Annotated in this window: 21 protein-coding genes; 10 read left to right on the plus strand and 11 right to left on the minus strand. The window is 73.3% G+C overall.

The features are described 5' to 3' along the window. The first annotated feature begins 64 nt into the window (after positions 1 to 64). The 9 genes from ACFVS8_RS09070 to ACFVS8_RS09110 all read left to right on the plus strand — a co-directional run bounded on the left by ACFVS8_RS09070 (position 65) and on the right by ACFVS8_RS09110 (position 10,037). Positions 65 to 1,687, plus strand: a complete 1,623-nt coding sequence (locus ACFVS8_RS09070) for an ABC transporter substrate-binding protein (protein WP_387060526.1) — start codon at positions 65 to 67, stop codon at positions 1,685 to 1,687. Beyond that, positions 1,684 to 2,022, plus strand: a complete 339-nt coding sequence (locus tag ACFVS8_RS09075; protein WP_387060529.1) for a carboxymuconolactone decarboxylase family protein — start codon at positions 1,684 to 1,686, stop codon at positions 2,020 to 2,022. The genes ACFVS8_RS09070 and ACFVS8_RS09075 overlap by 4 nt, the downstream gene beginning before the upstream one ends. A 26-nt stretch (positions 2,023 to 2,048) precedes the next feature. Further along, on the plus strand, positions 2,049 to 3,527 hold the full coding sequence (locus tag ACFVS8_RS09080; RefSeq protein WP_387060531.1) for a M20/M25/M40 family metallo-hydrolase: 1,479 nt from the start codon (positions 2,049 to 2,051) through the stop codon (positions 3,525 to 3,527). Positions 3,528 to 3,685: 158 nt separating this feature from the next. Beyond that, positions 3,686 to 5,083 (plus strand): NtaA/DmoA family FMN-dependent monooxygenase, encoded by a 1,398-nt coding sequence (locus tag ACFVS8_RS09085; protein WP_387060534.1) that lies wholly within the window; start codon positions 3,686 to 3,688, stop codon positions 5,081 to 5,083. Between the two features lie 173 nt (positions 5,084 to 5,256). After that, entirely contained in the window at positions 5,257 to 6,615 is a 1,359-nt protein-coding gene (locus ACFVS8_RS09090; protein ID WP_387060536.1) for an aminotransferase class V-fold PLP-dependent enzyme, read from the plus strand. A 113-nt stretch (positions 6,616 to 6,728) separates the two neighbouring features. Then, on the plus strand, positions 6,729 to 7,799 hold the full coding sequence (locus ACFVS8_RS09095) for a phosphate ABC transporter substrate-binding protein PstS (protein ID WP_387060539.1): 1,071 nt from the start codon (positions 6,729 to 6,731) through the stop codon (positions 7,797 to 7,799). Positions 7,800 to 7,843: 44 nt separating this feature from the next. Next, a complete protein-coding gene (locus ACFVS8_RS09100; protein WP_387060542.1) occupies positions 7,844 to 8,368 on the plus strand; it encodes an FBP domain-containing protein in 525 nt (174 codons plus the stop codon). A 25-nt stretch (positions 8,369 to 8,393) separates the two neighbouring features. Beyond that, positions 8,394 to 9,293 carry a hypothetical protein gene (locus ACFVS8_RS09105; protein WP_387060545.1) on the plus strand — a complete coding sequence of 300 codons (900 nt, stop codon included), beginning with the start codon at positions 8,394 to 8,396 and terminating at the stop codon, positions 9,291 to 9,293. Between the two features lie 252 nt (positions 9,294 to 9,545). Next, a complete protein-coding gene (locus ACFVS8_RS09110; RefSeq protein ID WP_387060547.1) occupies positions 9,546 to 10,037 on the plus strand; it encodes an FBP domain-containing protein in 492 nt (163 codons plus the stop codon). A 5-nt stretch (positions 10,038 to 10,042) separates the two neighbouring features. Here ACFVS8_RS09110 and ACFVS8_RS09115 read toward each other — a convergent pair whose 3' ends face one another. Then, the gene (locus ACFVS8_RS09115; RefSeq protein WP_387060549.1) at positions 10,043 to 10,813 is read right to left on the minus strand and encodes an SGNH/GDSL hydrolase family protein; all 771 of its coding nucleotides are present in this window, start codon (positions 10,811 to 10,813) and stop codon (positions 10,043 to 10,045) included. A 220-nt stretch (positions 10,814 to 11,033) separates the two neighbouring features. On the opposite strand from ACFVS8_RS09115, the gene ACFVS8_RS09120 reads away from it, so the two are divergent. Next, the gene (locus tag ACFVS8_RS09120) at positions 11,034 to 12,398 is read left to right on the plus strand and encodes a GH1 family beta-glucosidase (RefSeq protein ID WP_387060552.1); all 1,365 of its coding nucleotides are present in this window, start codon (positions 11,034 to 11,036) and stop codon (positions 12,396 to 12,398) included. A 77-nt stretch (positions 12,399 to 12,475) separates the two neighbouring features. On the opposite strand, the gene ACFVS8_RS09125 is transcribed toward ACFVS8_RS09120, so the two are convergent. The 10 genes from ACFVS8_RS09125 to ACFVS8_RS09170 form a co-directional block, all read right to left on the minus strand. After that, entirely contained in the window at positions 12,476 to 14,041 is a 1,566-nt protein-coding gene (locus ACFVS8_RS09125; protein ID WP_387060555.1) for a PucR family transcriptional regulator, read from the minus strand. A 155-nt stretch (positions 14,042 to 14,196) separates the two neighbouring features. Further along, entirely contained in the window at positions 14,197 to 15,480 is a 1,284-nt protein-coding gene (gene kynU / locus ACFVS8_RS09130) for a kynureninase (RefSeq protein WP_387060558.1), read from the minus strand. Positions 15,481 to 15,517: 37 nt separating this feature from the next. Then, positions 15,518 to 16,510 (minus strand): amidohydrolase family protein, encoded by a 993-nt coding sequence (locus ACFVS8_RS09135; RefSeq protein WP_387060560.1) that lies wholly within the window; start codon positions 16,508 to 16,510, stop codon positions 15,518 to 15,520. 5 nt (positions 16,511 to 16,515) lie between these two features. Beyond that, a complete protein-coding gene (locus tag ACFVS8_RS09140; RefSeq protein WP_387060563.1) occupies positions 16,516 to 17,040 on the minus strand; it encodes a 3-hydroxyanthranilate 3,4-dioxygenase in 525 nt (174 codons plus the stop codon). Further along, a complete protein-coding gene (locus ACFVS8_RS09145) occupies positions 17,037 to 17,492 on the minus strand; it encodes a RidA family protein (RefSeq protein ID WP_387060565.1) in 456 nt (151 codons plus the stop codon). Before ACFVS8_RS09145 ends, ACFVS8_RS09140 begins: the two co-directional genes overlap by 4 nt. Next, positions 17,489 to 18,328: a 2-keto-4-pentenoate hydratase gene (locus ACFVS8_RS09150; RefSeq protein WP_387060568.1), complete on the minus strand. Its 840-nt coding sequence runs from the start codon at positions 18,326 to 18,328 to the stop codon at positions 17,489 to 17,491. The genes ACFVS8_RS09145 and ACFVS8_RS09150 overlap by 4 nt, the downstream gene beginning before the upstream one ends. Next, complete coding sequence (gene dmpG / locus ACFVS8_RS09155) at positions 18,325 to 19,473, minus strand: 4-hydroxy-2-oxovalerate aldolase (protein ID WP_387060571.1); 1,149 nt, start codon at positions 19,471 to 19,473, stop codon at positions 18,325 to 18,327. Before dmpG ends, ACFVS8_RS09150 begins: the two co-directional genes overlap by 4 nt. Beyond that, entirely contained in the window at positions 19,470 to 20,477 is a 1,008-nt protein-coding gene (locus ACFVS8_RS09160) for an acetaldehyde dehydrogenase (acetylating) (RefSeq protein WP_387060574.1), read from the minus strand. The genes dmpG and ACFVS8_RS09160 overlap by 4 nt, the downstream gene beginning before the upstream one ends. Continuing rightward, a complete protein-coding gene (locus tag ACFVS8_RS09165) occupies positions 20,474 to 21,379 on the minus strand; it encodes a 2-keto-4-pentenoate hydratase (protein WP_387060577.1) in 906 nt (301 codons plus the stop codon). The genes ACFVS8_RS09160 and ACFVS8_RS09165 overlap by 4 nt, the downstream gene beginning before the upstream one ends. Then, complete coding sequence (locus ACFVS8_RS09170) at positions 21,376 to 22,881, minus strand: 2-hydroxymuconic semialdehyde dehydrogenase (protein WP_387060579.1); 1,506 nt, start codon at positions 22,879 to 22,881, stop codon at positions 21,376 to 21,378. Before ACFVS8_RS09170 ends, ACFVS8_RS09165 begins: the two co-directional genes overlap by 4 nt. Positions 22,882 to 22,952: the final 71 nt, after the last annotated feature.

Genomic DNA, 22,952 nt, shown 5'->3' on the forward strand with positions numbered 1-22,952 from the left:
TCGCGCCGCAACCAGACCACCCGCACCACCCAGACCTGCACACCGAACACACCAGGAGAACCACATGCGCACCACCACACGCTTCGTCGTCGCGGCCCTCGCGACGTCGACCGCCCTCGTCCTCGCAGGCTGCGCCGACGCGCAGCCGGCCGGCAGCGGCGAGTCCACCGCGACGGTCGTCGACGGCGGCAGCCTCGCCTTCGCGATCGGGAACGACCCGATCTCGCTGAACCCCTCGGGCACGGGATCGGGCAACGACACGCTCTACGTGACCCGCCAGCTGGTCGACTCGCTGCTCTACCAGAACCCCGGGACCGGCCGCCTCGAGCCGTGGCTCGCGACCGAGTGGAGCTCGAACGACGACGCGACCGTGTTCACGTTCACGCTGCGCGACGACGTGACCTTCTCGGACGGCACGCCGCTCACCGCGACCGACGTCAAGGGCACGTTCGACGACATCGTCGCGGCCGGGGCATCCGCCCAGAACGCCGCAGCGCTGCTCATCGGCTACGACGAGACCGTCGCCGTCGACGAGCACACGGTCGAGGTGCGCTTCAGCACCCCGAACGCCGCGTTCCCGAACTCGACCGCGACCGTCGCCCTCGGCATCGTCGGCGCCGCCACGCTCGAGACGCCGTTCGACGAGCGCGCCGACGGCCGGGCGATCGTCGGTTCCGGCCCATTCACGCTCGGCGAGTACACGAAGGACGTCGAGACGGTGCTCGCGGCGCGCGACGACTACGCCTGGGCGCCCGAGGCGCTCGGCAACGACGGCGCCGCGCACCTCGACGAGGTCGTGTTCCAGGTCGTGCCGGAGGCGAGCGTGCGCACCGGCAGCCTCACCTCCGAGCAGGTCGACGTCATCGGCGGCGTGCAGCCGAACGACGTGCAGACCATCGACGACGCCGGCTTCCCCCTCGTGTACCGCGGCAACCCCGGAGCGACGTTCGGCGTCTACTTCAACGAGTCGCGGCCGGCGGTCGCCGACCTCGACGTGCGCAAGGCGATCGCCGCGGCCATCGACCCCGAGGTCGTGCGCGACACCGCGCTGAACGACCTGTTCGCCGTCGCCACGAGCTCGCTCGCGAAGACCACGCCTGGCTTCGCCGACGAGGGCGACGCGTTCGCGTACGACCCCGAGGCGGCCGCCGACCTGCTCGACGAGGCCGGCTGGACCGAGGGCGCCGACGGCACTCGATCGAAGGACGGACAGCCGCTCAGCCTGAAGCTCGCGTGGATCACCAACTTCGGTCCGAACCAGACCTCGCTCGAACTGATCCAGCAGCAGCTCAAGGAGGTCGGCGTCGAGGTCGAGCTCGTGGGCGGCAGTGTTCCCGAGTTCCTGAAGATCCAGGAGTCGGGCGACTTCGACCTGTCGTGGCAGAACCTCTCCCGCGCCGACGGCGACGTCCTGCGCACCACGTACTCGACCGCGGCGAGCAACCGCCTGCACCTCGACGACCCCGAGCTCGAGGCGCTGCTGCAGGAGCAGGCCGCGCTCGCCGACCCCGACGCCCGCGACGAGAAGCTCGCCGAGGCGCAGGCCCGCATCGCCGAGCAGGTGCACCAGGTGCCCGTGCACGAGCTCACCTCGATCCTCGGCACCCTGCCGACCGTGCACGGCGTGAGCCTCGGCGCCGACTCGCGCCTCGACTCGCTCGTCGGGGCCTGGGAGGAGGCCGAGTGACCGGCTACTTCGACCCGAGCGACCGCAGCTACACCAAGGTCTACAAGGAGCACACGCCCGACATCCTGAAGGCGTTCGCCGACTTCGACGCGACGGTGTTCGCCGCAGAGGGGCGCGAGATCCCGCTCAAGTACCGCGAGCTCATCGCCCTCGCGGTGTCGATCACCACGCAGTGCTCGTACTGCATCGACGCGCATTCGAAGAACGCGGTCAAGGCCGGAGCCTCCGAGGCCGAGCTCGCCGAGTCGGCGTGGGTCGCGACCGCGATCCGCGCGGGCGGCGGCTACGCGCACGGCCGGCTGGCGTTCAAGCTCTCGGGATTGCACGAGCACTGATGTCGGAGACGTTGTTGACTGGGACGGTGAGCGAGACCTCGGACGGAGTGCAGGCGGGCGACGCGCGCGCCGTCGGCGACCCGGGCTCGGGCGATTCCCTGCTCGAGCGCGAGGCGCTGCACTACATCCGCGAGCTGATCCGCATCGACAGCGTCAACACGGGCGACCTGCGCACCATCAGCGACGGTGAGACGCGGGCCGCCCGGCTCGTGCAGTCGGCGCTCGCCGAGGCCGGCCTCGAGAGCGAGCTCGTCGAGTCGACGCCGGGCCGCGGCAGCGTCGTGGCCCGGCTGCGCGGGGCCGGTCCCGACGGCGGCCCGCCCGAACGCGGAGCACTCGTCGTGCACGCCCACCTCGACGTGGTGCCGGTCGAGGGGCAGGACTGGCGGCATCCGCCGTTCGGGGCCGAGATCCACGACGGCCTGCTCTACGGGCGCGGCGCGGTCGACATGAAGAACTTCGCCGGCGTGCTCGTCGCGGTCGCGCGGTCGTTCGCCCGCGAGGGGTTCGTGCCGCCGCGCGATCTCGTCTTCGCGTTCTTCGCCGACGAGGAGGCGGGCGGCACCTGGGGTGCGAAATGGCTCGTCGAGCACCGGCCCGACCTCTTCGCGGGGGCGATCGAGGCGCTCAGCGAGGTCGGCGGCTTCTCGGTGCCGATCCTGCCCGGCCCGACGGACGCGCCGACCGCGACCGGCTCGCCTGCTCCGGCCGGCTCGAAGGCTCCGGATGCCGCGGGCTGCCCGAACCGGCCACGACGCGCGTATCTCGTGGCCACCGCCGAGAAGGGCGTCGCCTGGGCGCGCATCACCGCACGTGGACGCCCGGGCCACGGCTCCCGGCCGACGCCCGACAACCCGGTGGTGCGCATCGGGCGCGCGGTCGCCGCGATCGGCGACCACCGGTTCCCGTTCACGCGCACGCCGGCGCTCGAGGTGTTCCTGCAGCGGTTCGGCGAGGCGCGCGGTCAGGCGTTCCCGGATGCCGCGGCCGACGTCGAGGCCGAGCTCGCCGAGCTCGGGTTCACGGGTTCGCTGCTCGGCGCGGGTGCCCGCGACACCGCGTCGCCGACCGTGCTCGACGCCGGATCCAAGACGAACGTCATCCCCGGCGTCGCCTCGGCGAGCCTCGACCTGCGTGTGCTGCCCGGGCACGAGGAGTCGTTCGTCGAGCAGCTGCGCGGGGTCGTCGGCGACGACGTCGAGCTCGAGGTGAGCACGTGGATCGCGCCCATCGCCTCGCCCGTCGACGCCCCGATCGTCGCGGCCATGCAGCGGGCGATCGAGGCCGACGACCCCGACGGCCTCGTCGTGCCCTACCTGCTGCCCGCGAGCACCGACAACAAGCACCTGTCGCGGCTCGGCATCGCCGGCTACGGCTTCGTGCCGCTCCGAGTGCCCGACGGCTTCGACGTGTTCGGCCAGTTCCACACGGCCGACGAGCACGTCCCGGTCGAGGCGCTCGCGTTCTCGGCACGCGTCACCGAGCGGCTGCTGCGGCTGGCCTGATCTAGCAGCGCGGCGGCATCTGACATGTCGTCATGCGGCGCAATGCGACGGCCTGTTGCGCCGCCTTACCGCCCGCGTCGGCGGCGCTCGCGACATCCGCCCGCCTCGACCTAGCTTCGAGGGATGCCGCATACGACGCCACGACGAGGGGAACGACGATGACGAGACTCATCATCGGCGCGATGGTGCGCGCGATCGGCGCCTACCCGTCGGGATGGCGGTATCCCGGCGCGCACCGGGACCCCCGGCAGGACGCGGGGGTGCTGCGACTGACCGCGCGCCTCGCCGAAGAGGCGCGCCTCGACTACCTGTTCTTCGGCGACTGGCTCGCGACCGGCACCGACCTCGAGCACCGCGACCCCTACCTCGTCGCGCGCATCGACCCGCTGTCGACGATCTCGCACCTCGCGGCGGTGACCGACCGCATCGGGCTCATCGCGACGGTCGACTCGACCTACGCCGACCCGTACACGGTCGCCCGCGCGACGGCGTCGATCGACCTGCTCTCGGGCGGTCGGGCCGGGCTGAACCTCGTGACCACGGCCGACCCGCGAGCCGCCGCGAACCACGGCGTCGACTTCGAGCTCGTGAACGGCACCAGGTACGAGCGGGCGGTCGAGTTCGAGACGCTGCTGCGACGCCTCTGGGACTCGTTCGACGACGACGCGATCGTGGCGGATGTCGCGACGGGCCGCTTCCTCGCACCGGGCAGCCTGCACGAGACCGCGTTCCGCGGCCGGCACGTGCGCTCGACCGGACCGCTCAACGTGCTGCGTCCTGTTCAGGGGCACCTGCCGATCGTGCGGTCGGGGGCCTCGCCGCGGTCGCAGCTCATCGCGGCGCAGAGCGCCGACCTCGCGCTCGTCGCCGCGAACGACCTCGCCCACGCCGTGTCGGTGCGCGAGGAGCTGCGCGCGCTCGCGTTCGAGTCCGGACGCGACGACCGCACGCTCAAGGTGATCGCGCCCGTGCTGCCGATCGTGGGGGAGACGCGCGCCGACGCGCAGCAGCTCGCCGACGAGCTATCGGAGCTCATGCAGATCGTCGAGGACTGGCCCGACGGGCCGCCGCCCGGGTTCCCGGCGTCGCGATCGCTCGCGAGCCTCTCGCCGCTCGTGGGCGTCGACCTCGCGGGCCGCTCGCCCGACCTCGCGGTGACCCCGGCGATCGCCGAGCAGTTCGGCGCGGCGGGGCAGCAGCTCGTCGAGATCGTCGCCGAGCGCACCGGGCGCACGCCCGGGGGCACGCGTCCGCCCACGCTGCGGCATCTCGTCGTCGCCGCCGCCGTGAACGCGCCCATCATCGTCGGCACCGCCGCCGACATCGCGGGCGAGTTCGAGACCTGGGGCGAGGCCGGGGCCGTCGACGGCTTCAACGTGCTCTCGGCCGTGCAGCCCGCGCAGTTCGAGGCGTTCACCTCCCTCGTCGCGCCCGAACTCGTGCGCCGCGGCGTGCTGCCCCCGGCCTACGAGGGCGAGACGCTGCGCGAGCACCTCGGGCTCGCCCGCCCCGAGAGCCGGTTCGCATACCCGAGCTACGCGGGCGCCCACATCTGAGCCGAGGGGCGGGCGACCCTCCGGTCTCGATGCCTCCGTCGTCGCTCCCCGAGCGGGGCGAGCGGCCGGTTCGTGACCGAATGTTGCACCCCGTGACCACGTGCGACGGTCGGCGCTTGTCGGCCCGTCGGCGGCGGTCGTAGGTTCGACGCCTGACCAGCATTGGAGCATCCGTGATCGAGACCGCAGCCCGCACCGACGTGCGCGAACCGGTGCGCACGGATGCCGCGATCCGCCCGGGTGCCGCGGCCGGCCGGGTCGCCGACGGCGCCGTTCCGCTCGCGCCGCTCACCGATGCCGGGCTCGAGGTGCCCGTGCTCGGCGGCGGCACCGTGCGGCACGTGAACCTCGACATCGCGGCCTCCGCCCCGGCGCTGCAGGCCGTCGCGGCCCACGTCGCCCGCGTGCTGCCCTACTACTCGAGCGTGCACCGCGGCAGCGGGTATCCGTCGCAGGCCGCGACCGCGCTCGTCGAAGACGCCCGCGCGAGCGTCGCGAGGCACGTCGGCGCCCGCGACGGCGATCTCGTGGTCTTCACGCGGAACACGACCGAAGCGCTCAACCTGCTCGCGACGGCGGTGCCCGGCGAGACCGTGGTGCTCGACATCGAGCACCATGCGAACCTGCTGCCCTGGCGCGACCGCCGCGTCGTCGTGGCCCGCACGAGCATCGCCGAGACGCTCGCCGCGCTCGACGCCGAGCTCGCCTCGCGCCCGGCCGCGCTGCTCTCGGTGACGGGGGCCTCGAACGTCACCGGCGAGGTGCTGCCGATCGCCGAACTCGCTCGCATCGCCCACGCGCACGGCGCCCGCATCGCCGTCGACGCCGCGCAGCTGCTGCCGCACCGACGCGTCGACCTCTCGGCATCCGACCTCGACTTCATCGCCTTCTCGGGGCACAAGGCGTACGCCCCCTTCGGGGCGGGCGCGCTCGTCGGCCGGGCCGACTGGCTCGACGCGGCCCCGCCGTTCCTCGCGGGCGGCGGCGCCGTCGAGCACGTCGCGCTCGAGCAGGTCGGCTGGAAGACCGGCGCCGACCGGCACGAGGCCGGAACGCCGAACGTGGTCGGCATCGCGGCTCTCGCGCGAGCCCTCGCCGAGCTGGAGCGTCTCGGCGACGCCGAGCGGGAGGCGCACGAGGCGGCCGTCACGGCCCGCCTGCACGACGGACTCGACGCGCTGCCGGGCGTGCGCGTCATCCGCGGATTCGACGACGCCGACGACCGGCTCGGCATCGCCACGATCGAGCTCGAGCGCGGCTCGGTCGGCCTCGTCGCGGCCGCCCTCGGCGCCGAGCACGGCATCTCGGTGCGGGCCGGGCGGTTCTGCGCGCACCCGTTCTTCGACCGCGTCTCGTCGCGCTCGAACGGACTCCGGGCGAGCCTCGGCGCGGGCTCGACCGCCGACGACGTCGACCGCTTCGTCGCGGCGCTCGGGCAGCTCGTGGCCGAGGGTCCGGCGTTCGAGTACTCCCGCACGCCCGAGGGCTGGTGTCCCGTGGCCGACGACCGGCCGCGCGTCTCGTTCGACTGACCGTCGGCCGCTGCCGCTGCCGCTGCCGCTGCTGCTGCTGCCGCAGCCGGAGCAGCGACCAACCGGCCCACCGCGCTGGCGGGTTCTCAGGTGCGCCTCGATACGATCGGCCCATGGGTGCGCGACACATCTCCACCGGGTTCGGCGCGATCGTGATGCTCGCGCTGCTGAGCGGCTGCGCGGCCAACGAACGCGACCAGCAGCCGAGCGATCTCTCGGGCACGATCGACGGCTCGGGCTCGTCGGCGCAGGCCTCCGCACAGGATGTGTGGGTCGCCGGCTTCCAGACCGCGAACGGCAGCACGACGGTGAACTACGACCCGGCGGGCTCCGGTGCGGGTCGCGACCAGTTCCTGGTCGGCGCGGTCGCGTTCGCGGGCAGCGACGCGGCCCTCGCTCCCGACCAGACGACCGGCGAGGTCGGCCGCTGCACCGACGGTGCGGGCGCGGTCGACCTGCCGCTCTACGTGTCGCCCATCGCGCTCGCCTACAACGTCGAGGGCGTCGACTCGCTGCGCCTCGACGCGGCATCCGTCGCCCGCATCTTCAGCGGCGACATCGACCGGTGGAACGACCCCGCGATCGTGGCGCTCAATCCCGGCACGGCGCTGCCCGACGCGCGCATCACGGCCGTGCACCGGTCCGATGACTCCGGCACCACCGAGAACTTCGTCGACTACCTGCACGAGGCGGCGCCCGCCGAGTGGCCCGACGAGCCGTCGGGCACGTTCCCCTACGAGGGCGAGGCCGCGCAGGGCAGCTCGGGCGTCGCGTCGGTGATCCGCGACGGCGTGAACGTCATCGGTTACCTCGACGCGTCGCGCACGACCGGCATGGACGTCGCGCAGCTCGCGGTCGGCGACGCGTTCGTCTCGCCGACGCCCGAGGCGGCCGCGGCGATCCTCGACGCCTCGCCCATGCAGCCGGGGCGAGCCGACGACGACCTCGTGATCGATATCGACCGGGCGACGGATGCCGCGGGCGCATATCCGCTCGTGCTCGTCAGCTACCTCATCGCGTGCCGCTCGTACGTCGACGAGCAGGAGGGCGAGCTGGTGGGCGCCTACCTCGACTGGATCGCGAGCGAGGCCGGCCAGGATGCCGCGGCCGAGGGTGCCGGTTCGTCGCCGATCTCGGCGGCGCTCCGCGCCCGCGTGCAGGAGGTCGTCGCCTCGATCGGCTGAACCGGTCGCGTCGGCGGCCGGGCTTCGTAGACTGGTGGGGTTCGATGAATCGCACGGACACGGGGAGATCGATGCAGGCGCTGACCGAGGCCGAGGTGCGCGACGCATTCCGCAACGCGTCGGCCGGCGAGCTCGAACAGCTGTCGCTGCCGGTCTCGTTCTTCGTGACGGAGTGGGCGCACCTCGACGCCTTCGCCTGGCGCGACCCCCGCATCGCCGGCCGCGGCTACCTCGTGACCGAGCTCGGCGGGTCGGCCGTCGGGGTCGTGCTCCGCGCGCCGAAGTCGAGCGGATCGCACCACCGGGCGGCGATCTGCAACCTCTGCCACACCCAGCAGCCGGCCGACCAGGTCGCCATGGTGTCGGCGAGGCGTGCGGGCCCCGCAGGCGAGCGCGGCGACAGCGTGGGCGTCTACATGTGCAGCGACCTCGCATGCCAGGAGACCGTGCGGCTCGGCCGACCGGCCGCCCCGTCGGAGGTCATGCCGAGCCTGCGCGAGCTCGAGCGCATCGAGGGACTCGCCCGCCGCACGCGGGCATTCGTCGCGAACGTGGTCGAGACCGGCTGATCGGGCGCATGAGGGCGGGTCGACGATGACGTCTTCCGATCGTTCCGAGCTCGAGGCACGCGTGGCCGTGCTCCGGCGGATCGTCTACGGCACGCCCGACGGATACGCGAGCGCGGCGGCGACCGAGCTCGAGGCCGCCGAGGCCGAACTCGTGCGCCGCGACTCCGCGTCCGGCGCTGCTCGGATGACGGCGGCGTCGGGGCAGGGGGTGCCCCTGCTGGCGGATGCCGGTGCCGCAGGCGGGGCTGGCATGGCAGGCATGGCCGGTGCGGGAGGCGTCGCCGGTTCCACCGGTGGTGCCGTCGGCGCCGATGGTTCTGGAGGGCTCGCGGTGCTCGAGCAGCTCCTGCACGACGTGCGCGACCTGCCGGAGGCGGTCGACCGAGCTGAGCCGTCGACGCAGGCGGGGCTCGACGTGCGCGCCGCATCCGCCGCAGAGGCACCGGAGTCCGCCCCGCCCCGCGGCGGCGCCCGTCGGCGGGCCAGGGTCGCGCTCGCAGTGGCCGCCGTCGTCGCCGCGGTCGTGGCGATCGGTCCGCTGCGAGAACTCGTCGAGCCGCCGCGCGGCCTGGCGATCTTCGACCGGGCCCCCGACCCGTCGCAGGCGCTCATGCCGGGCAGCCACGACATCCTCACGCCCGAATCGCTCGCCTCGGTGCGGTACATCGGCACGGAGGTCGGGTATCGCGCCTGGGTGTTCCGCGATCGAGGGGACGTCTGCATGACCCTGCAGCGCGAGAACTGGGCCGGGTCGGGCACCACGTGCGTCGCCGAGGCGGACTTCGCCGGCACCGGCATCCATCAGGTGGTGCGCTACGAGCAGCTGTACGACCTCGTGCGGCCGGTCGGGGTCGGGCCGGGCGACGGCGTCGAGTTCGCCTGGACGGCGGAGTCGACCGGGCTCGAGTGGTCGATGCGCCGGTAGTGCGCACCCCGTTCGCCCAGCTGCGCTGTGTACACTCGGCGCTCGTGAGTCAGCATGTTCCATTCGCGATGCCCGTGGGGCGTCAGGAGGTCGTCGGCGTTCTCGGAGCCGGCCTCAGAGGGCCGTCGCGCCCGTGACCTCCCGCGCCTCGGCGCGATCCCGCCGTGAGCCGCCCATGCCGCTCCGGCACCTCTCACCGGAACACCAGCACGGGTCGCTCGACCGACCCGTCACCACGAAGGACTCATCATCATGCTCCCCATCGACGACGCGCGCATCCGTGCCTCGTTCATCAACGCCACCCAGCGCGAGCGCGCCGCGGTGACCCTGCCCGCCGGCTTCGCGACCCTCGACTGGGACGCGCTCGACTTTTTCGGCTGGCGCGACCCGAAGCTGCCCAAGGTCGGATACGTCGTGACCGAGACCGAGGGCGGGCTCGTGGGCATCATGCTGCGCGAGGCCGATGGCCGCATCCGCACGCGCCCGCAGTGCTCGTGGTGCGAAGACGTGACCCTCCCGAACGACGTGGTCTTCTACACGGCGAAGCGCGCGGGGGCGTCGGGCCGCAACGGCAACACGGTCGGCACGCTCGCCTGCGCGGGCTTCGAGTGCTCGCGCAACGTGCGGCGGCTTCCGTCGGTCGCCTACCTCGGGTTCGACGTCGAGGCCGCTCGGCAGCGTCGCATGGAGGCGCTGCGCGAGCACGTGGCCGGCTTCGTGCACACGGTGCGCGAGGGGTCCTGACCTGGTCAGCGCGCGGCGTCGGGAGCCAGGGGCTCCAGCGTCGCGCGCTTGGCCGCGCGCCCGTCGCCCGATGAACGGCCGGTGAGGCGGCGCCCGATCCACGGCAGCACGAACTCGCGGTAGTACGCGGCCGTGTTGCGGCTGCGCGGGCCGGCGGGCGCGGCGGCGACCTCCGCGACGCCCCATTCCTCGGGTGTCGCGACGCCGATGGCCGTCAGCACGTTGCTCGCGACGCGCGCGTGCCCGAGCGAGTTCAGGTGCAGCTTGTCGGCCGACCAGTACCGGATGTCGCGCAGCCCGCGGTCGTTGAAGTTGTCGACGAACGTGACGCCGTCGAGTTCGGCGAGGTCGCCGAGCGCGGCCGTCAGTCGCACGCCACGTGCGTCGAACACCTTGCCCAGGGGCAGGTGGTCGGTGGGGTTCGCACCGCTCAGCATGAGCACGTGGATGCCCTCGTCGCGGATGCGGTGCACCGCCTGGCGGAACCGGCCGGCCACGCGCTCCTCGGGCATGCGCGGACGCAGCATGTCGTTGCCGCCGCCGTTGAAGCTGATGACCTCGGGCTTGAGCGCGATCGCGACCTCGAGCTGCTCGTCGACGATGGGCCCGAGCTTGCGGCCGCGGATCGCGAGGTTCGCGTAGCCGACGGGCTCGCGCGCCGCGATCGCGAGGCCCATCGCGACGAAGTCGGCCCAGCCGCGCACGCTGCCGTCGGGCAGCTCGTCGCCGACGCCCTCCGTGAAGCTGTCGCCGATGGCCGCATAGGAGTGGAACATACGTTCAACGCTACCTTTCCGCTGCGACGGCCGGGGTCGCCGACCAGTCGCCGGGGCCGCGGTCGCCGACCAGTCGCCGGGGGCGGCGCCGCCCACGGGTCGCCGCGGGGTGCCGACCCGTGGTGCTCCGCAGGGCCCGGCACTAGGCTCGGCGCAAGTGGGTCAATCGTCCCACTCCGAGGCTTCCTTCGATGGCGAGGTTCCAGTGGTCGACGCACGCATGCCCGAGTTCCCCCGCGGCTTCCGATGGGGTGCGGCCACCGCCGCATTCCAGATCGAGGGCGCGACCACGGCCGACGGACGAGGGCCGAGCATCTGGGACACCTTCACCGCCGAGCCGGGGCGGGTGATCGACGGATCGAACGCGCTGGTCGCCGCCGACAGCTACCGTCGCCACCACGACGACGTCGACCTGCTCGCCGAACTCGGCGCCACCGACTACCGCTTCTCGATCTCGTGGCCGCGCGTGCAGCCCGGGGGCTCGGGGCCCGCGAACGTCGCAGGCCTCGACCACTACGAGCGGGTCGTCGACGCGCTCGCCGAGGCTGGCATCGCCCCGCTCGCGACCCTCTACCACTGGGACCTCCCGCAGCCGCTCGAAGACGCCGGCGGATGGCTCGTCCGCGACACCGCCGAGCGCTACGCCGAGTACGTCGGCCTCGTGCTCGACCGCCTCGGCGACCGCGTCGGTCGCTGGATCACCCTCAACGAGCCGGCGATGACCACGCTCGAGGGCTATGCGCTCGGCACGCAGGCCCCCGGCCGCACGCTCATGCTCGGCGCCCTGCCGACCGTGCACCACCAGCTGCTGGGGCACGGGCTCGCGGTCGCGGCGATCCGCGCCGCCTCGGGCACGGCCGAGGTCGGCATCACGAACAACCACACGCTCGTCGTGCCCGCATCCGACGACCCGGGCGACCTCGTCGCCGCGGGCGCGTTCGACGTGGTCTACAACCGCATCTTCGTCGATCCGCTGCTCACGGGCGCCTACCCCGACCTGTCGGCGTTCGGCCTCGAGTCGTTCCCCGGCCTCGAGTCCGGCGACCTCGGAGTGATCGCGGCGCCGCTCGACTTCTACGGCGTCAACTCGTACAACCCCACCTACGTCGCCGCGCCGGCCGAGGGCTCGGAGTTCGCGCTCGCCGGACTGCCGTTCGAGCCGGCGGCCCCGCCGGCGGGCACCCCCGTGACGGGCTTCGACTGGCCGGTCGTGCCCGAGGCGTTCGCCGAGCTGCTGGTGGGCCTCCGCCGCGACTACGGCGACGCCCTGCCGCCGATCGTCATCACCGAGAACGGCGCCTCGTATGCCGACGAGGTCGTGCCGGGTGGGAACGGCGGGCGCTCGGTGCACGACCACGAGCGCATCGCCTACCTCGACGGGCACGTGAGGGCGGTCGCCGACGCGATCGGACGCGGCGTCGACGTGCGCGGGTACTTCGTCTGGTCGCTCGTCGACAACTTCGAGTGGGCGCAGGGGTACACGCAGCGCTTCGGACTCGTGCACGTCGACTTCGAGACCGGCGAGCGCACCCGCAAGGACTCGTTCGACTGGTACCGGCGGGTCATCGCCGAGCAGCGGGGCTGATTCGCGCGCGCGGATGCCGCGGGCGGCCGTCCGCGGCATCCGTCACCCTCGTCGGCGCTGCAGTCGAAGCCGGCCCGCTACTGCACGGCGAGCAGGGCCGCCCAGAGGTCGGCGCGCGCGTGGAACCCGGAGAGGTCGCGCTCGAGCAGGCGCTCGGCGAGGGCGATGCGGCTGCGCACCGTGTGGCGGTGCACGCCGAGCTGCTGCGCGGTCGCGTCGAACTGCCCGCCGTGCTCGAGCCACGTGCGCACGGTCTCCACGAGCGAGGTGCCGGATGCCGCGTCGTGCTCGACGAGGGGGGCGAGCGTCGCGACGGCGACCGCCCTGGCGTCGGTGCGGGCGAGGAACGCGAGCACGCCCTGCCGGCTGATCTCGTCGAACGCGACCACCCTGGCGCCCGACCCGGACTCGCGGGCGCGTTCGAGCGCCCGCAGCGCCTGCTCGTGGGCGGCGGAGAGGGCGTCGATCGGCACGGCGTCGGACACCCCGACCGGCAGTTCGAACTCGGTGCAGAGCTCGTCGGCGATCGCCGTGTCGGCGGCCTCGAGCACGAGCACGATGAGCTCGCCGTCGCGCGCGAAGAACAGGCGCCCGCCGCGCTCGTCGACCCGGAGCTCGAGCAGCTCGGTCATGCGGTCGAGGGCGTGGGCCGCGGCATCCGTCACCGCGACGCGGACCGGGCCTTCGGGCAGCGGACCCCACATCTCGGAGGCGACCCGCTCGGCGAGCGAGGTGTCGCCCGCGAGCAGGCTGCGCAGCAGGCCAGTGCGCAGGTGGCCGCGCGCGCGGTCGAGGTCGCGGTTCTGCTCGAGCGAGAGCCCGGCGAGGGCGATCACCGCGGTCACGACCTCGCGCCCGGCCTGGTCGAGCTCGGCGGAGTCTCCGACCGCCAGCACGCCGCGGAGCGCGCCGCCCGACCCGAGCGTCTGCATCGTGACGTGCTGGGGCTGCCCGGTCGACTCGCCGACGAGCACCGTGCGGCTCGCCCGCTGGCCGCGGCGCAGCATCGAGCGGGCCTCGCCGACGACCTCGCCGAGCGACGGCTGGCCGAGCGCCCCCTCCGGCGCCTCGCGGTCGAGCGCACCCGTCGCGTCGACGAGCCCGACCCAGGTGCCGAGGCGTTGCGAGAGCTCGGCGAGCGTCGCGGTGAGGCCGTCGGGGCGCAGGGCGGCGCGCGAGATCGCCCGCTGCGCCGAGAGGGCCCACGCCTGACGCGCGTAGGCGTCTTCGGCGAGCAGGTCGGCGACGAGCTTGGCGATCGCGATGAACGGCACCCGGTAGGGCACCTCGAAGAGCGGGAGTCCGAGCTCGGTGCAGGCGTCGACGAGGGCCGCCGGGGTGCCGGCGCGGATCACCTCGGTGCCGAACCCGAGGGCGGCGACGCCGCGATCGCGCAGGCGCTGCACGTACGCGCGCGCGTGGCCCGCGGCATCCGCCGTCGCCTCGTCGTCGTGCTCGAACTGCGTGCCCGTCGTGAGCAGCACCTGGCCCTCGTCGAGGAACGGGGCCGGGTCGGCGAGGTCGGAGCTGTGCGCCCAGACGACGGGGACGGCGAGCGCCCCGTCGGGCAGCGAGTCGGCCGGTGTCAGCAGGCCGAGGGCGAGCTCCGGGCGATCGAGCAGGGTCTGCACCGTCGGCTGCATGTCGCCACCCTCCGCTCAGGCATGTACGCGGTGTCGAACATGCAGCCACGAGTGTACAGGCGGGCGCTGCGGCATCCCCTGCGCGGGCCCCGGCCGGGCCGGCGGACGCTCGACCGGCGGGCCGACCGATGCGCCGGTCGACCCACCGGGGCTTCTCAGGTCACGGCGCCGCGACGGGCGAACCGCGGCTCGCGCCAGACCTCGGTCTCGAGGATGTCGGCGAGCACGTCGACCGCGTCCCACACGTCGGCGTGCGAGACGTACAGCGGCGTGAAGCCGAAGCGCATCAGGTCGGGCGCTCGGAAGTCGCCGATGACCCCGCGTTCGATGAGCGCCTGCACGACCGCGTACCCGTCGGCCTCGCCGGCCCGCAGCGACACCTGGCTGCCCCGGGCGGCCGACTGGCGCGGCGTGACGACCTCGATGCCCCACCGGGCCAGGCGCGAGTCGACGAGCGAGATGAAGAGCTCGGTCAGCCGGAGGCTCTTCTCGCGGAGCTGCTCGAGGTCGACGCCGCTCCAGATGTCGAGGCTCGCCTCGAGGGCGGCCACCGACAGGAGCTGCGGCGTGCCGACGCGGAACCGCGTGACCCCGTCGGCCGGCGCGTACGCGACATCGAAGTCGAACGGCTTCGCGTGCCCGTGCCAGGCCGTGACCCCGGGCCGCGCGGCGGACTGGTGCCGCCCGGCCACCCAGATGAACGAGGGCGAGCCCGGCCCGCCGTTCAGGTACTTGTAGGTGCAGCCGATCGCGAAGTCGGCGCCCGCGCCGTTCAGGTCGACCGGCACCGCGCCGACGCTGTGGCAGAGATCCCACACCATGATCGCGCCGGCCTCGTGCACCCGCCGCGTCACCGCGTCCATGTCGTACATGCGCCCGGTGCGGTAGTTCACGTGCGTGAGCACGACGACGGCCACGTCGTCGCCGAGCACGTCGTCGAGGGAGGGGCCGTCGTCGGCGATCAGGCGCCGCTCGAACGGCCGGCCCGTGTCGCCGAGCAGCTCCTGCACCGACTCGAGCACGTAGAGGTCGGTCGGGAAGTTGCCGCGCTCCGAGACGACCACGTTGCGTCCCTGGCGGAGCCTCGCCGCAGCGACGGCCACCTGGAACAGGCTCGCCGACGTCGAGTCGCCCAGCACCACCTCGCCGGCCGCGGCGCCGATGAGCGGGGCGATGCGGTCGCCGAGCACGCGCGGCTTGTCGAACCATCCGGCGTCGTTCCAGCTGCGGATGAGGCCCGTGCCCCACTCGTCGGCGATCACGCGCTGCACGTGCGCGGCCGTCGCCTTCGGCAGGGCGCCCAGCGAGTTGCCGTCGAGGTAGACCACGCCCTCCGGCAGGTCGAACAGGTCGCGGTGGCCGGCGAGCGGGTCGGCGGCGTCGAGCGCCGTGCACGTCGCGCGGTCGATCACGTGGGGGATGGAGGTGGCGATGCTCATGGCAGGGGGTCCTTCGCGTCTCGAGGTCGGGCGGGGGTCAGAGCGCCAGGAAGCGGCGGGCGTTGCCGTGGCGGATGGCTTCGCGCTGCGCCTCGGTCAGGAAGTCGGCCCGGTCGATCACGGCGCCCACGGGGCGCTCGCCGAGCGGATACGGGTAGTCGCTGCCGAGCATCACCTGCTCGGCGCCGAGCGTCTCGACGAGCAGGCGCAGCGCAGCCGGATCGAAGACCACCGAATCGACGCCGAAGCGGTCGAGATAGGCCGACGGCGGCTGCTCGCTCACGCCCACCAGGTCGCGTCGGCGGTGCCACGCGTTCTCGAACCGGCCGAGCCAGAACGCGAACGAGCCGCCGCCGTGCGCGAACGCGATGCGGAGCGACGACGGCACCCGGTCGAAGACGCCGCCGAGGATCATCGCGATGATCGACAGGTGCGTCTCGGCGGGCATGCCGGTGAGCCACCGCGCCATCCAGCGGTCCAGGCGCGGCGAGTTCGGCATGTCCCACGGGTGCACGAGCACGGGCACCCCGCGATCGGCGCAGTGCTGCAGGAAGGTGACGATGCCCTCGGAGTCGAGGTCGTCGTCGCCGACGTGGTTGCCGATCTCGACGCCGAGATGGCCCGACGCGATCGCGCGATCGAGCTCCGCGCACGCGGCATCCGTGTTCTGCAGCGGCACCTGGGCGAACGGCAGGAGGCGGCCCTGTCCGGGTTCGCAGATCTCGAGCGCGAGGTCGTTGAAGATGCGGGCGACCTTCACGGCCTCGTCGCCGGCCTTGTCGTACGAGAAGAACACCGGGGTGGGCGAGACGACCTGCAGGTCGACGCCGTCGGCATCCATGTCGGCCAGTCGTGACTCGGCATCCCAGCAGTCGACCCCGACGCGACGGAACTCGGTCTCGCCGAGCATGATCATCGCCTCGCGCTCGGAGTCGACCCGCAGCGACGGCCAGACGCCGGGCCCGACCTGCGTCTGCAGGTCGGGCCAGGCGCTCGGCACGTAGTGCGTGTGGATGTCGATCGTGCCCACCCGGGTCAGCCCTTGCCGGGATGCACGGTGCCGCACTCGGGGCAGGTGCGGCCCGACTCGCTCTCGTAGAACTCGCGGAACACGGGGGGCAGGTCCTCGACGATGTCGCGCACCTGCAGCTCGACCTCGTGCACCTTGGTGTTGCAGTTCGGGCAGAACCACGCGAACTTCTCGAGCGTTCCCTCCTCGCGGATGCGCTCGATCACGATGCCGATCGATCCGGCCTCTGGACGCTGCGGGGAGTGGAAGACGTTGCCGGGCAGCAGCCACATCTCGCCCTCGCGGATGTCGATGCGCTGCAGGCCCTCCTCGGTCTGGATGTTCACGTGCATGTTGCCGCGGTACTGGTAGAACCACTCCTCGTAGGGGTCGAAGTGGAAGTCGGTGCGCTGGTTGGGGCCGCCGACGACCTGCACGATGAAGTCGCCCATGGGCGTCCACGCGGCCTTGTTGTTCACCGGCGGCTTCAGCAGGTGCTCGTGCTCCTCGATCCACTTCGGGAAATCGATCACGGGTGGGATGGCGGTCATTGCTCCTCCTCGGGCGTTGCGGTGGTGTTGGGGTGGTTCGGGATGCGCGCGATCGCCTGGATCTCGATGCGCAGGTGCGGGTGCGGCAGCTGGTGCACGGCGACGGTCGTGCGGGCCGGGCCGGTCTCGTCGAAGGTCTCGGCCCAGACGGCGTTGTAGCGGCCGAAGTCGTTCATGTCGACGAGGAAGGTCGTGGCCTGCACGACGTCGTCGAGCGTGCAGCCGCATTCGGCGAGCACGTCGGCGATGTTCGCGAGCACGGCGCGGGTCTGCACCTCGATGTCGAGGCGCGTGGTGCCGAACCCGTCGACCTCGGCGCCCTCGATGGTGTTGTCGGGGCGCCGGCTCGAGGTGCCGGAGACGAACACGAGGTCGCCCGAGACGCGCGCGTGCGGGAACCGTCCGCGGGGCGTGGCCTTGCCGGTGGCGAGGATGCCGCGTGCGCCGGTCATGGCCTGGCCGCCGTTCGGTCGTGGCCGGCCGGCGCCCCGGCGCCCGTGACGCGCAGGGACACGCGTCCGAGGCCGGCCACCGTCGCCTCGGCGAGGCCGTGGCCGCCGAGCGGCACGGCCGCCGTCGCCGCGCCGGCGAGCAGCACGCTGCCGGCGGGCAGCGCGAAGCCGTGCGCGCGGCCGAGGCGGTGGGCGGCCTCGACGGCCCGGAGCGGGTCGCCGAGGATCGCCGCGGTCGAGCCGGTCTGCGCGAGGCGCCCGTCGAGCTCGATGCGCACGGCGCGGTTGGCGAGCGGCCCGACCTCGGCCGGGCTGCGCCACGGGCCGATCGCGTAGGCCGCGGCCGAGGCGTTGTCGGCGACGACGTCGTCGAGGCTGAACCGGAAGTCGCGGTAGCGGGAGTCGATCACCTCGAGTGCCGGTGCGACGGCCGCGATCGCGACGAGCGGATCGGCATCGACCGCGTCGCCGGCGTCGTCGCCCCCGAGGCCGACGCCGAGGTCGACGCCCAGGAGGATCGCGATCTCGGGCTCGACCCGCGGGTGGATCGCCGAGGCCGCGTCGAACGCCCCGCCGTCGGCGACGCGCATCGCGTCGGTGAGCGTGCCGATGATGACGTCGTCGACGCCCATCTGCGCGGCCTTCGCGCGGCTCGTGAACCCGAGCTTGACGCCCGTGATGCGCTCGCCGCGGGCGACCCGGCGGGCGATGAGCGCGTGCTGCGCCGCGTAGGCGGTGCCGAGGCCGATGGCGGCGTCGGGTGCCAGATTCGTGATCGGCGTCGCCGTGCGCTGGGCGCGGTCGAGCGCGGCGGCGAACGCGGCTGCGGCGGTCATGCGGCGTCCCCGTTCACGGCGGCGTCCCCGTCCACGGCCGTGTCCCCGTCTGAGGCGGCGTGCGCGGCACTGTCGGCGATCGCGGCGCGCTCGGCGTCGCGCTCGGCGACCAGGTCGAGCGCGACATCGACGATCATGTCCTCCTGGCCGCCGACCATGCGGCGTCGGCCGAGCTCGATGAGGATGGCGCGGGCGTCGAGCCCGTGGCGATCCGCCGCGCGCTCCGCGTGCAGCAGGAAGCTCGAATAGACGCCCGCGTAGCCGAGCGTGAGGGTCTCGCGGTCGACGCGCACCGGGCGGCGCTGCAGCGGGCGGATGAGCTCCTCCGCGGCATCCTGGAGCGCGAAGAGGTCGCAGCCGTGCTGCCAGCCCTGCAGGTCCGCCACCGCGACGAATGCCTCGATCGGACAGTTGCCCGCACCCGCGCCCTGGCCCGCGAGCGAGGCGTCGACGCGGAACGCGCCGTGCTCGACCGCGGTGATGGAGTTCGCGACGCTGAGCGAGAGGTTCTCGTGCGCGTGGATGCCGATCTGGGTCGCGGGGTCGAGCACGTCGCGGTAGGCGTCGATGCGTTCGGCGACGTCGCGCATGGTCAGGCGCCCGCCCGAGTCGGTGACGTAGACGCAGTGCGCGCCGTACGACTCCATGAGCCTCGCCTGCTCGGCGAGCCCGCGCGGATCGTTCAGGTGGCTCATCATGAGGAACCCCGAGACATCCATGCCGTGCTCGCGGGCCCAGCCGATGTGCTGGGCGGCGACGTCGGCCTCGGTGCAGTGCGTCGCGACGCGCACGCTCGTCACGCCGAGGTCGCGGGCGCGCTCGAGGTCGTCGAGCGTGCCGATGCCGGGGAGGATCAGCGTCGTGAGCTTCGCGCGCTCGAGCACCGAGGCGGCGGCCTCGATCCACTGCCAGTCGGTGTGCGCGCCGTGCCCGTAGGCGACGCTCGAACCGCCGAGCCCGTCGCCGTGCGCGACCTCGATCGCGTCGACGCCCGCGGCTTCGAGGGCGGCGGCGACGGCCCGCACCTCGTCGACCGAGTAGCGGTGCGCGACCGCGTGCATGCCGTCGCGCAGCGTGACGTCCTGCACGTAGACGCGGGGGGCGGATGCCGCGGGCGCGACGCCCGTCGTCGGCTGCGGGGTCATGCGCTCGCTCCTGTCGCGGTCGTCGCCGCCTGCACGCCGTCGGAGCCCGTGCCGGGGCCCGAGCCGACGGCCGAGGCGGTAGTCTTCGCCTCGACGAGCCGTTCGGCCGTGCGGAGCGCGGCGCTGGTCATGATGTCGAGGTTGCCCGCGTACTCGGGCAGGTAGTGGCCGGCGCCGGCCACCTCGAGGAGGACGGTCACCTTCGTGCCGTGGAACGCGCGGTCGAGGGCGGGCACGTAGGGCTCGTCGACGGCCTCGAACTGCACCTGCTGCTTCAGGCGGTAGCCGCCGACGTAGCCCTGCACGTCGGCGAGCATCGCCTCGATCGAGGCGCGCACGGCGTCCTGGTCGAGCGTCTCCGGCTCGCCCTCGACGAGGCAGAAGACCGTGTCGCGCATGATGAGCGGCGGATCGGCCGGGTTCAGCACGATGATCGCCTTGCCCCGTTCGGCGCCGCCGATGGCCTCGATCGCCCGTGAGGTCGTCTCGGTGAACTCGTCGATGTTCGCCCGTGTGCCCGGCCCGGCCGACTTCGAGGCGATCGAGGCCACGATCTCGGCGTAGGCGACCGGCGCGACGCGCGAGACGGCCGCGACCATCGGCACGGTGGCCTGGCCCCCGCAGGTGACCATGTTCACGTTCGTGGCGTCGAGGTGCGCTTCGAGGTTCACGACGGGCACGACGTAGGGGCCGATCGCCGCGGGCGTGAGGTCCACCATGATGCGGCCCGCGTCGCGCACGAGCGCGTCGTTGCGGGCGTGCGCGCCCGCCGAGGTCGCGTCGAAGACGAGCTCGACATCGGCGAACTCCGGCATGCGGATGAGCCCGTCGACGCCCTCGTGCGTGGTGGCGACGCCCAGGCGGCGCGCGCGGGCGAGCCCGTCGGAGTGCTCGTCGATGCCCGCGACCGCGACGACGCGGAGGGTGCTCGAGAGGCGCTTGACCTTGATCAGCAGGTCGGTGCCGATGTTGCCCGAGCCGATGATGGCGACGCCGGCGCTCATGCGGCGGCTCCTTCCGTGCGGGCGCCCGTGGGGGCGGCGGCGAAGTCAGCGCGCACCTCGCCGAGGCCGTCGAGGCGCGCCCGGAAGACCCCGGCGGTCGCGGCGACCATGGGGCCGAGCGCACCGGAGAGGATGACCTCGCCCGCTCGCAGCGGACGGCCGTGGCGGGCCACCGCGCGTGCGAGCCAGGCCACCGCGATGACGGGGCTGCCGATGCACGCGACGCCCGAGCCGGTCGAGACCGGGTCGCCGTCGCGTTCGAGGCTCATGCCCACCTCGGTGAGGTCGAGACCGTCGAGCGAGCGCGGCGTCGTGCCGAGCACGACGGCCCCGCTCGAGGCGTTGTCGGCGACGGTGTCGGCGATCGTGATGTCCCACCCCGCGATGCGCGAGTCGACGACCTCGATGGCGGGCAGCACGAAATCCGTGGCCCGGATGACGTCGGCGACGTGCGTCGTGGGGGAGTCGAGGTCGCGGCCGAGCACGAATGCGATCTCGGCCTCGACTCGCGGCTGCAGGAACCGGTCGAGCGCGATCGGCTCGCGGTCGGCCGCGACCATGTCGTCGAGCAGCACGCCGTAGTCGGGGGCGAAGACGCCGAACTGGGCCTGCACCGCCGTCGAGGTCAGGCCGATCTTGCGGCCGATCACGCGGCGTCCCTCGGCGATGCGACGCTCGATGCCGAGCGTCTGCACGGCGTAGGCGGCGTCCTGGTCGGCGTCGCCGATGAGGTCGCGCACCGGAGCGCAGGGGGTTCCGGATGCCGCGGCCAGCCGGAGACGCTCGTCGGCGGCGCGCACGGCGGGCGTCGCGGCCGTCGCGGATGCGGCGTGCGCGGCATCCGCCTCGAAGCGCTCGTCGGGGCGGTCGCCGGGCCAGGGCGGCGTGGCGCGGCCACTCACAGCGCCACGCACACGTTCGTCGGCTCGCTGTAGAACTCGAGGGAGTGGTGGCCGCCCTCGCGGCCGATGCCCGACAGGCCCATGCCGCCGAACGGGCTGCGCAGGTCGCGCAGGTACCAGGTGTTCACCCACGACATGCCGACGCGCATCCTCTGGGCGACGCGGTGGCCTCGCGAGAGGTCGCGAGTCCAGGTCACCGCGGCGAGGCCGTAGTCGGTGTCGTTCGCGAGCGCGATCGCCTCGGCCTCGGTGTCGAACGCGATGAGCGCGGCCACCGGGCCGAAGATCTCCTCGCGCATGGTGCGATGCGTGTTGTCGAGCCCGGTCAGCAGCGTCGGCTCGATCCACGAGCCGCCGTCGAGCCCATCGCCCATGGTCGGGATGCCGCCGCCGATGAGCACGTTCGCGCCCTCCTGCCTGGCGAGGTCGAAGTAGGAGAGCACCTTCTGCCGGTGCTGCTGCGAGATGAGCGGCCCGGTCGTCGTGGCGGGGTTCTCGGGGCGCCCGAGGCGCAGGCGCGCGGCCTGCTCGGCGAGGCCGGCGGCGACGTCGTCGAAGACCGGCCGCTCGACGTAGATGCGCTCGGTGCAGAGGCACACCTGCCCCGTGTTGAGGTAGGTCGAGCGCGCGAGCCCCGCGATCGCGGCGTCGAGGTCGGCGTCGGCGAACACGACGGCGGCGTTCTTGCCGCCGAGCTCGAACGACACCGGGCGCACGCGCGGGGCGACCGCGCGCATGATCGCGGAGCCGGTCGAGGACTCGCCCGTGAAGGTCACGCCGTCGACGCCGGGGTGCGTCGTGAGGAACTCGCCCGCCGAGCCGGCGCCGAAGCCGTGCACGACGTTCATCACGCCGGCGGGAACGCCGGCCTCGAGCAGGATCTCGGCGAGCAGGGTCGCCGACGACGGCGTCTCCTCCGACGGCTTCACGACGACGGTGTTGCCCGAGGCGAGCGCGGGGGCGAGCTTCCAGGTGAGCAGCAGCAGCGGGAGGTTCCACGGCACGATCACGGCCACCACGCCGAGCGGCTTGCGCACGGCGTAGTTCAGCGCGCGGCGTCCGTCGGGCAGTTCGGTGAGGTAGGAGTCGAGCGCCGCGGTCGAGATGATGTCGGCCGCCGACCGGAAGTTCGCCGCGGCACGGGCGACGTCGAGGTCGCGTGCGAGTGCCTCGGGCTTGCCGGTGTCGGCGACCTCGGCGGCGACGAGGTCGTCGAACCGCCGCTCGATCGCGTCGGCGACACGGCGGAGCACGGTCGCTCGCTCGCCGACGGGCATGCGGCCCCACGGGCCCTCGAGGGCTGCGCGGGCCGAGGCGACCGCCCGGTCGACCTCGTGCCGACCCGCCTCGTGCACGTCGGCGAGGAGGGCGCCGTCGATGGGGGAGTGCTTGGCGAACGTGCGCACGCCGTCGACGGGTTCGCCGTCGATGACGTTGCGCACGTGCCGCATCGGAGCGGGGGAGGGAGCCGTGTCAGGCAACGACGTCGTCCGGGTGGTCATGCGATCAGGCTAGGAAGCGGTGGCGATGCCGACAAATACTCTCTTGTCGCGCTGCCATGCCCGTACGGCTA

The organism is Agromyces sp. NPDC058110 (assembly GCF_042884735.1).
Classification (GTDB): Bacteria; Actinomycetota; Actinomycetes; order Actinomycetales; family Microbacteriaceae; genus Agromyces.

Excerpts from the sequence above, each read along its gene's own strand:
- ACFVS8_RS09070 (WP_387060526.1), top strand. The coding sequence starts at position 65 with ATGCGCACCACCACACGCTTCGTCGTCGCGGCCCTCGCGACGTCGACC.
- ACFVS8_RS09085 (WP_387060534.1), top strand. The coding sequence starts at position 3,686 with ATGACGAGACTCATCATCGGCGCGATGGTGCGCGCGATCGGCGCCTAC.
- ACFVS8_RS09095 (WP_387060539.1), top strand. The coding sequence starts at position 6,729 with ATGGGTGCGCGACACATCTCCACCGGGTTCGGCGCGATCGTGATGCTC.
- ACFVS8_RS09100 (WP_387060542.1), top strand. The coding sequence starts at position 7,844 with ATGAATCGCACGGACACGGGGAGATCGATGCAGGCGCTGACCGAGGCC.
- ACFVS8_RS09105 (WP_387060545.1), top strand. The coding sequence starts at position 8,394 with ATGACGTCTTCCGATCGTTCCGAGCTCGAGGCACGCGTGGCCGTGCTC.
- ACFVS8_RS09110 (WP_387060547.1), top strand. The coding sequence starts at position 9,546 with ATGCTCCCCATCGACGACGCGCGCATCCGTGCCTCGTTCATCAACGCC.
- ACFVS8_RS09115 (WP_387060549.1), bottom strand. The coding sequence starts at position 10,813 with ATGTTCCACTCCTATGCGGCCATCGGCGACAGCTTCACGGAGGGCGTC.
- ACFVS8_RS09120 (WP_387060552.1), top strand. The coding sequence starts at position 11,034 with ATGCCCGAGTTCCCCCGCGGCTTCCGATGGGGTGCGGCCACCGCCGCA.
- ACFVS8_RS09125 (WP_387060555.1), bottom strand. The coding sequence starts at position 14,041 with ATGCAGCCGACGGTGCAGACCCTGCTCGATCGCCCGGAGCTCGCCCTC.
- kynU (WP_387060558.1), bottom strand. The coding sequence starts at position 15,480 with ATGAGCATCGCCACCTCCATCCCCCACGTGATCGACCGCGCGACGTGC.
- ACFVS8_RS09140 (WP_387060563.1), bottom strand. The coding sequence starts at position 17,040 with ATGACCGCCATCCCACCCGTGATCGATTTCCCGAAGTGGATCGAGGAG.
- ACFVS8_RS09145 (WP_387060565.1), bottom strand. The coding sequence starts at position 17,492 with ATGACCGGCGCACGCGGCATCCTCGCCACCGGCAAGGCCACGCCCCGC.
- ACFVS8_RS09150 (WP_387060568.1), bottom strand. The coding sequence starts at position 18,328 with ATGACCGCCGCAGCCGCGTTCGCCGCCGCGCTCGACCGCGCCCAGCGC.
- dmpG (WP_387060571.1), bottom strand. The coding sequence starts at position 19,473 with ATGACCCCGCAGCCGACGACGGGCGTCGCGCCCGCGGCATCCGCCCCC.
- ACFVS8_RS09160 (WP_387060574.1), bottom strand. The coding sequence starts at position 20,477 with ATGAGCGCCGGCGTCGCCATCATCGGCTCGGGCAACATCGGCACCGAC.
- ACFVS8_RS09170 (WP_387060579.1), bottom strand. The coding sequence starts at position 22,881 with ATGACCACCCGGACGACGTCGTTGCCTGACACGGCTCCCTCCCCCGCT.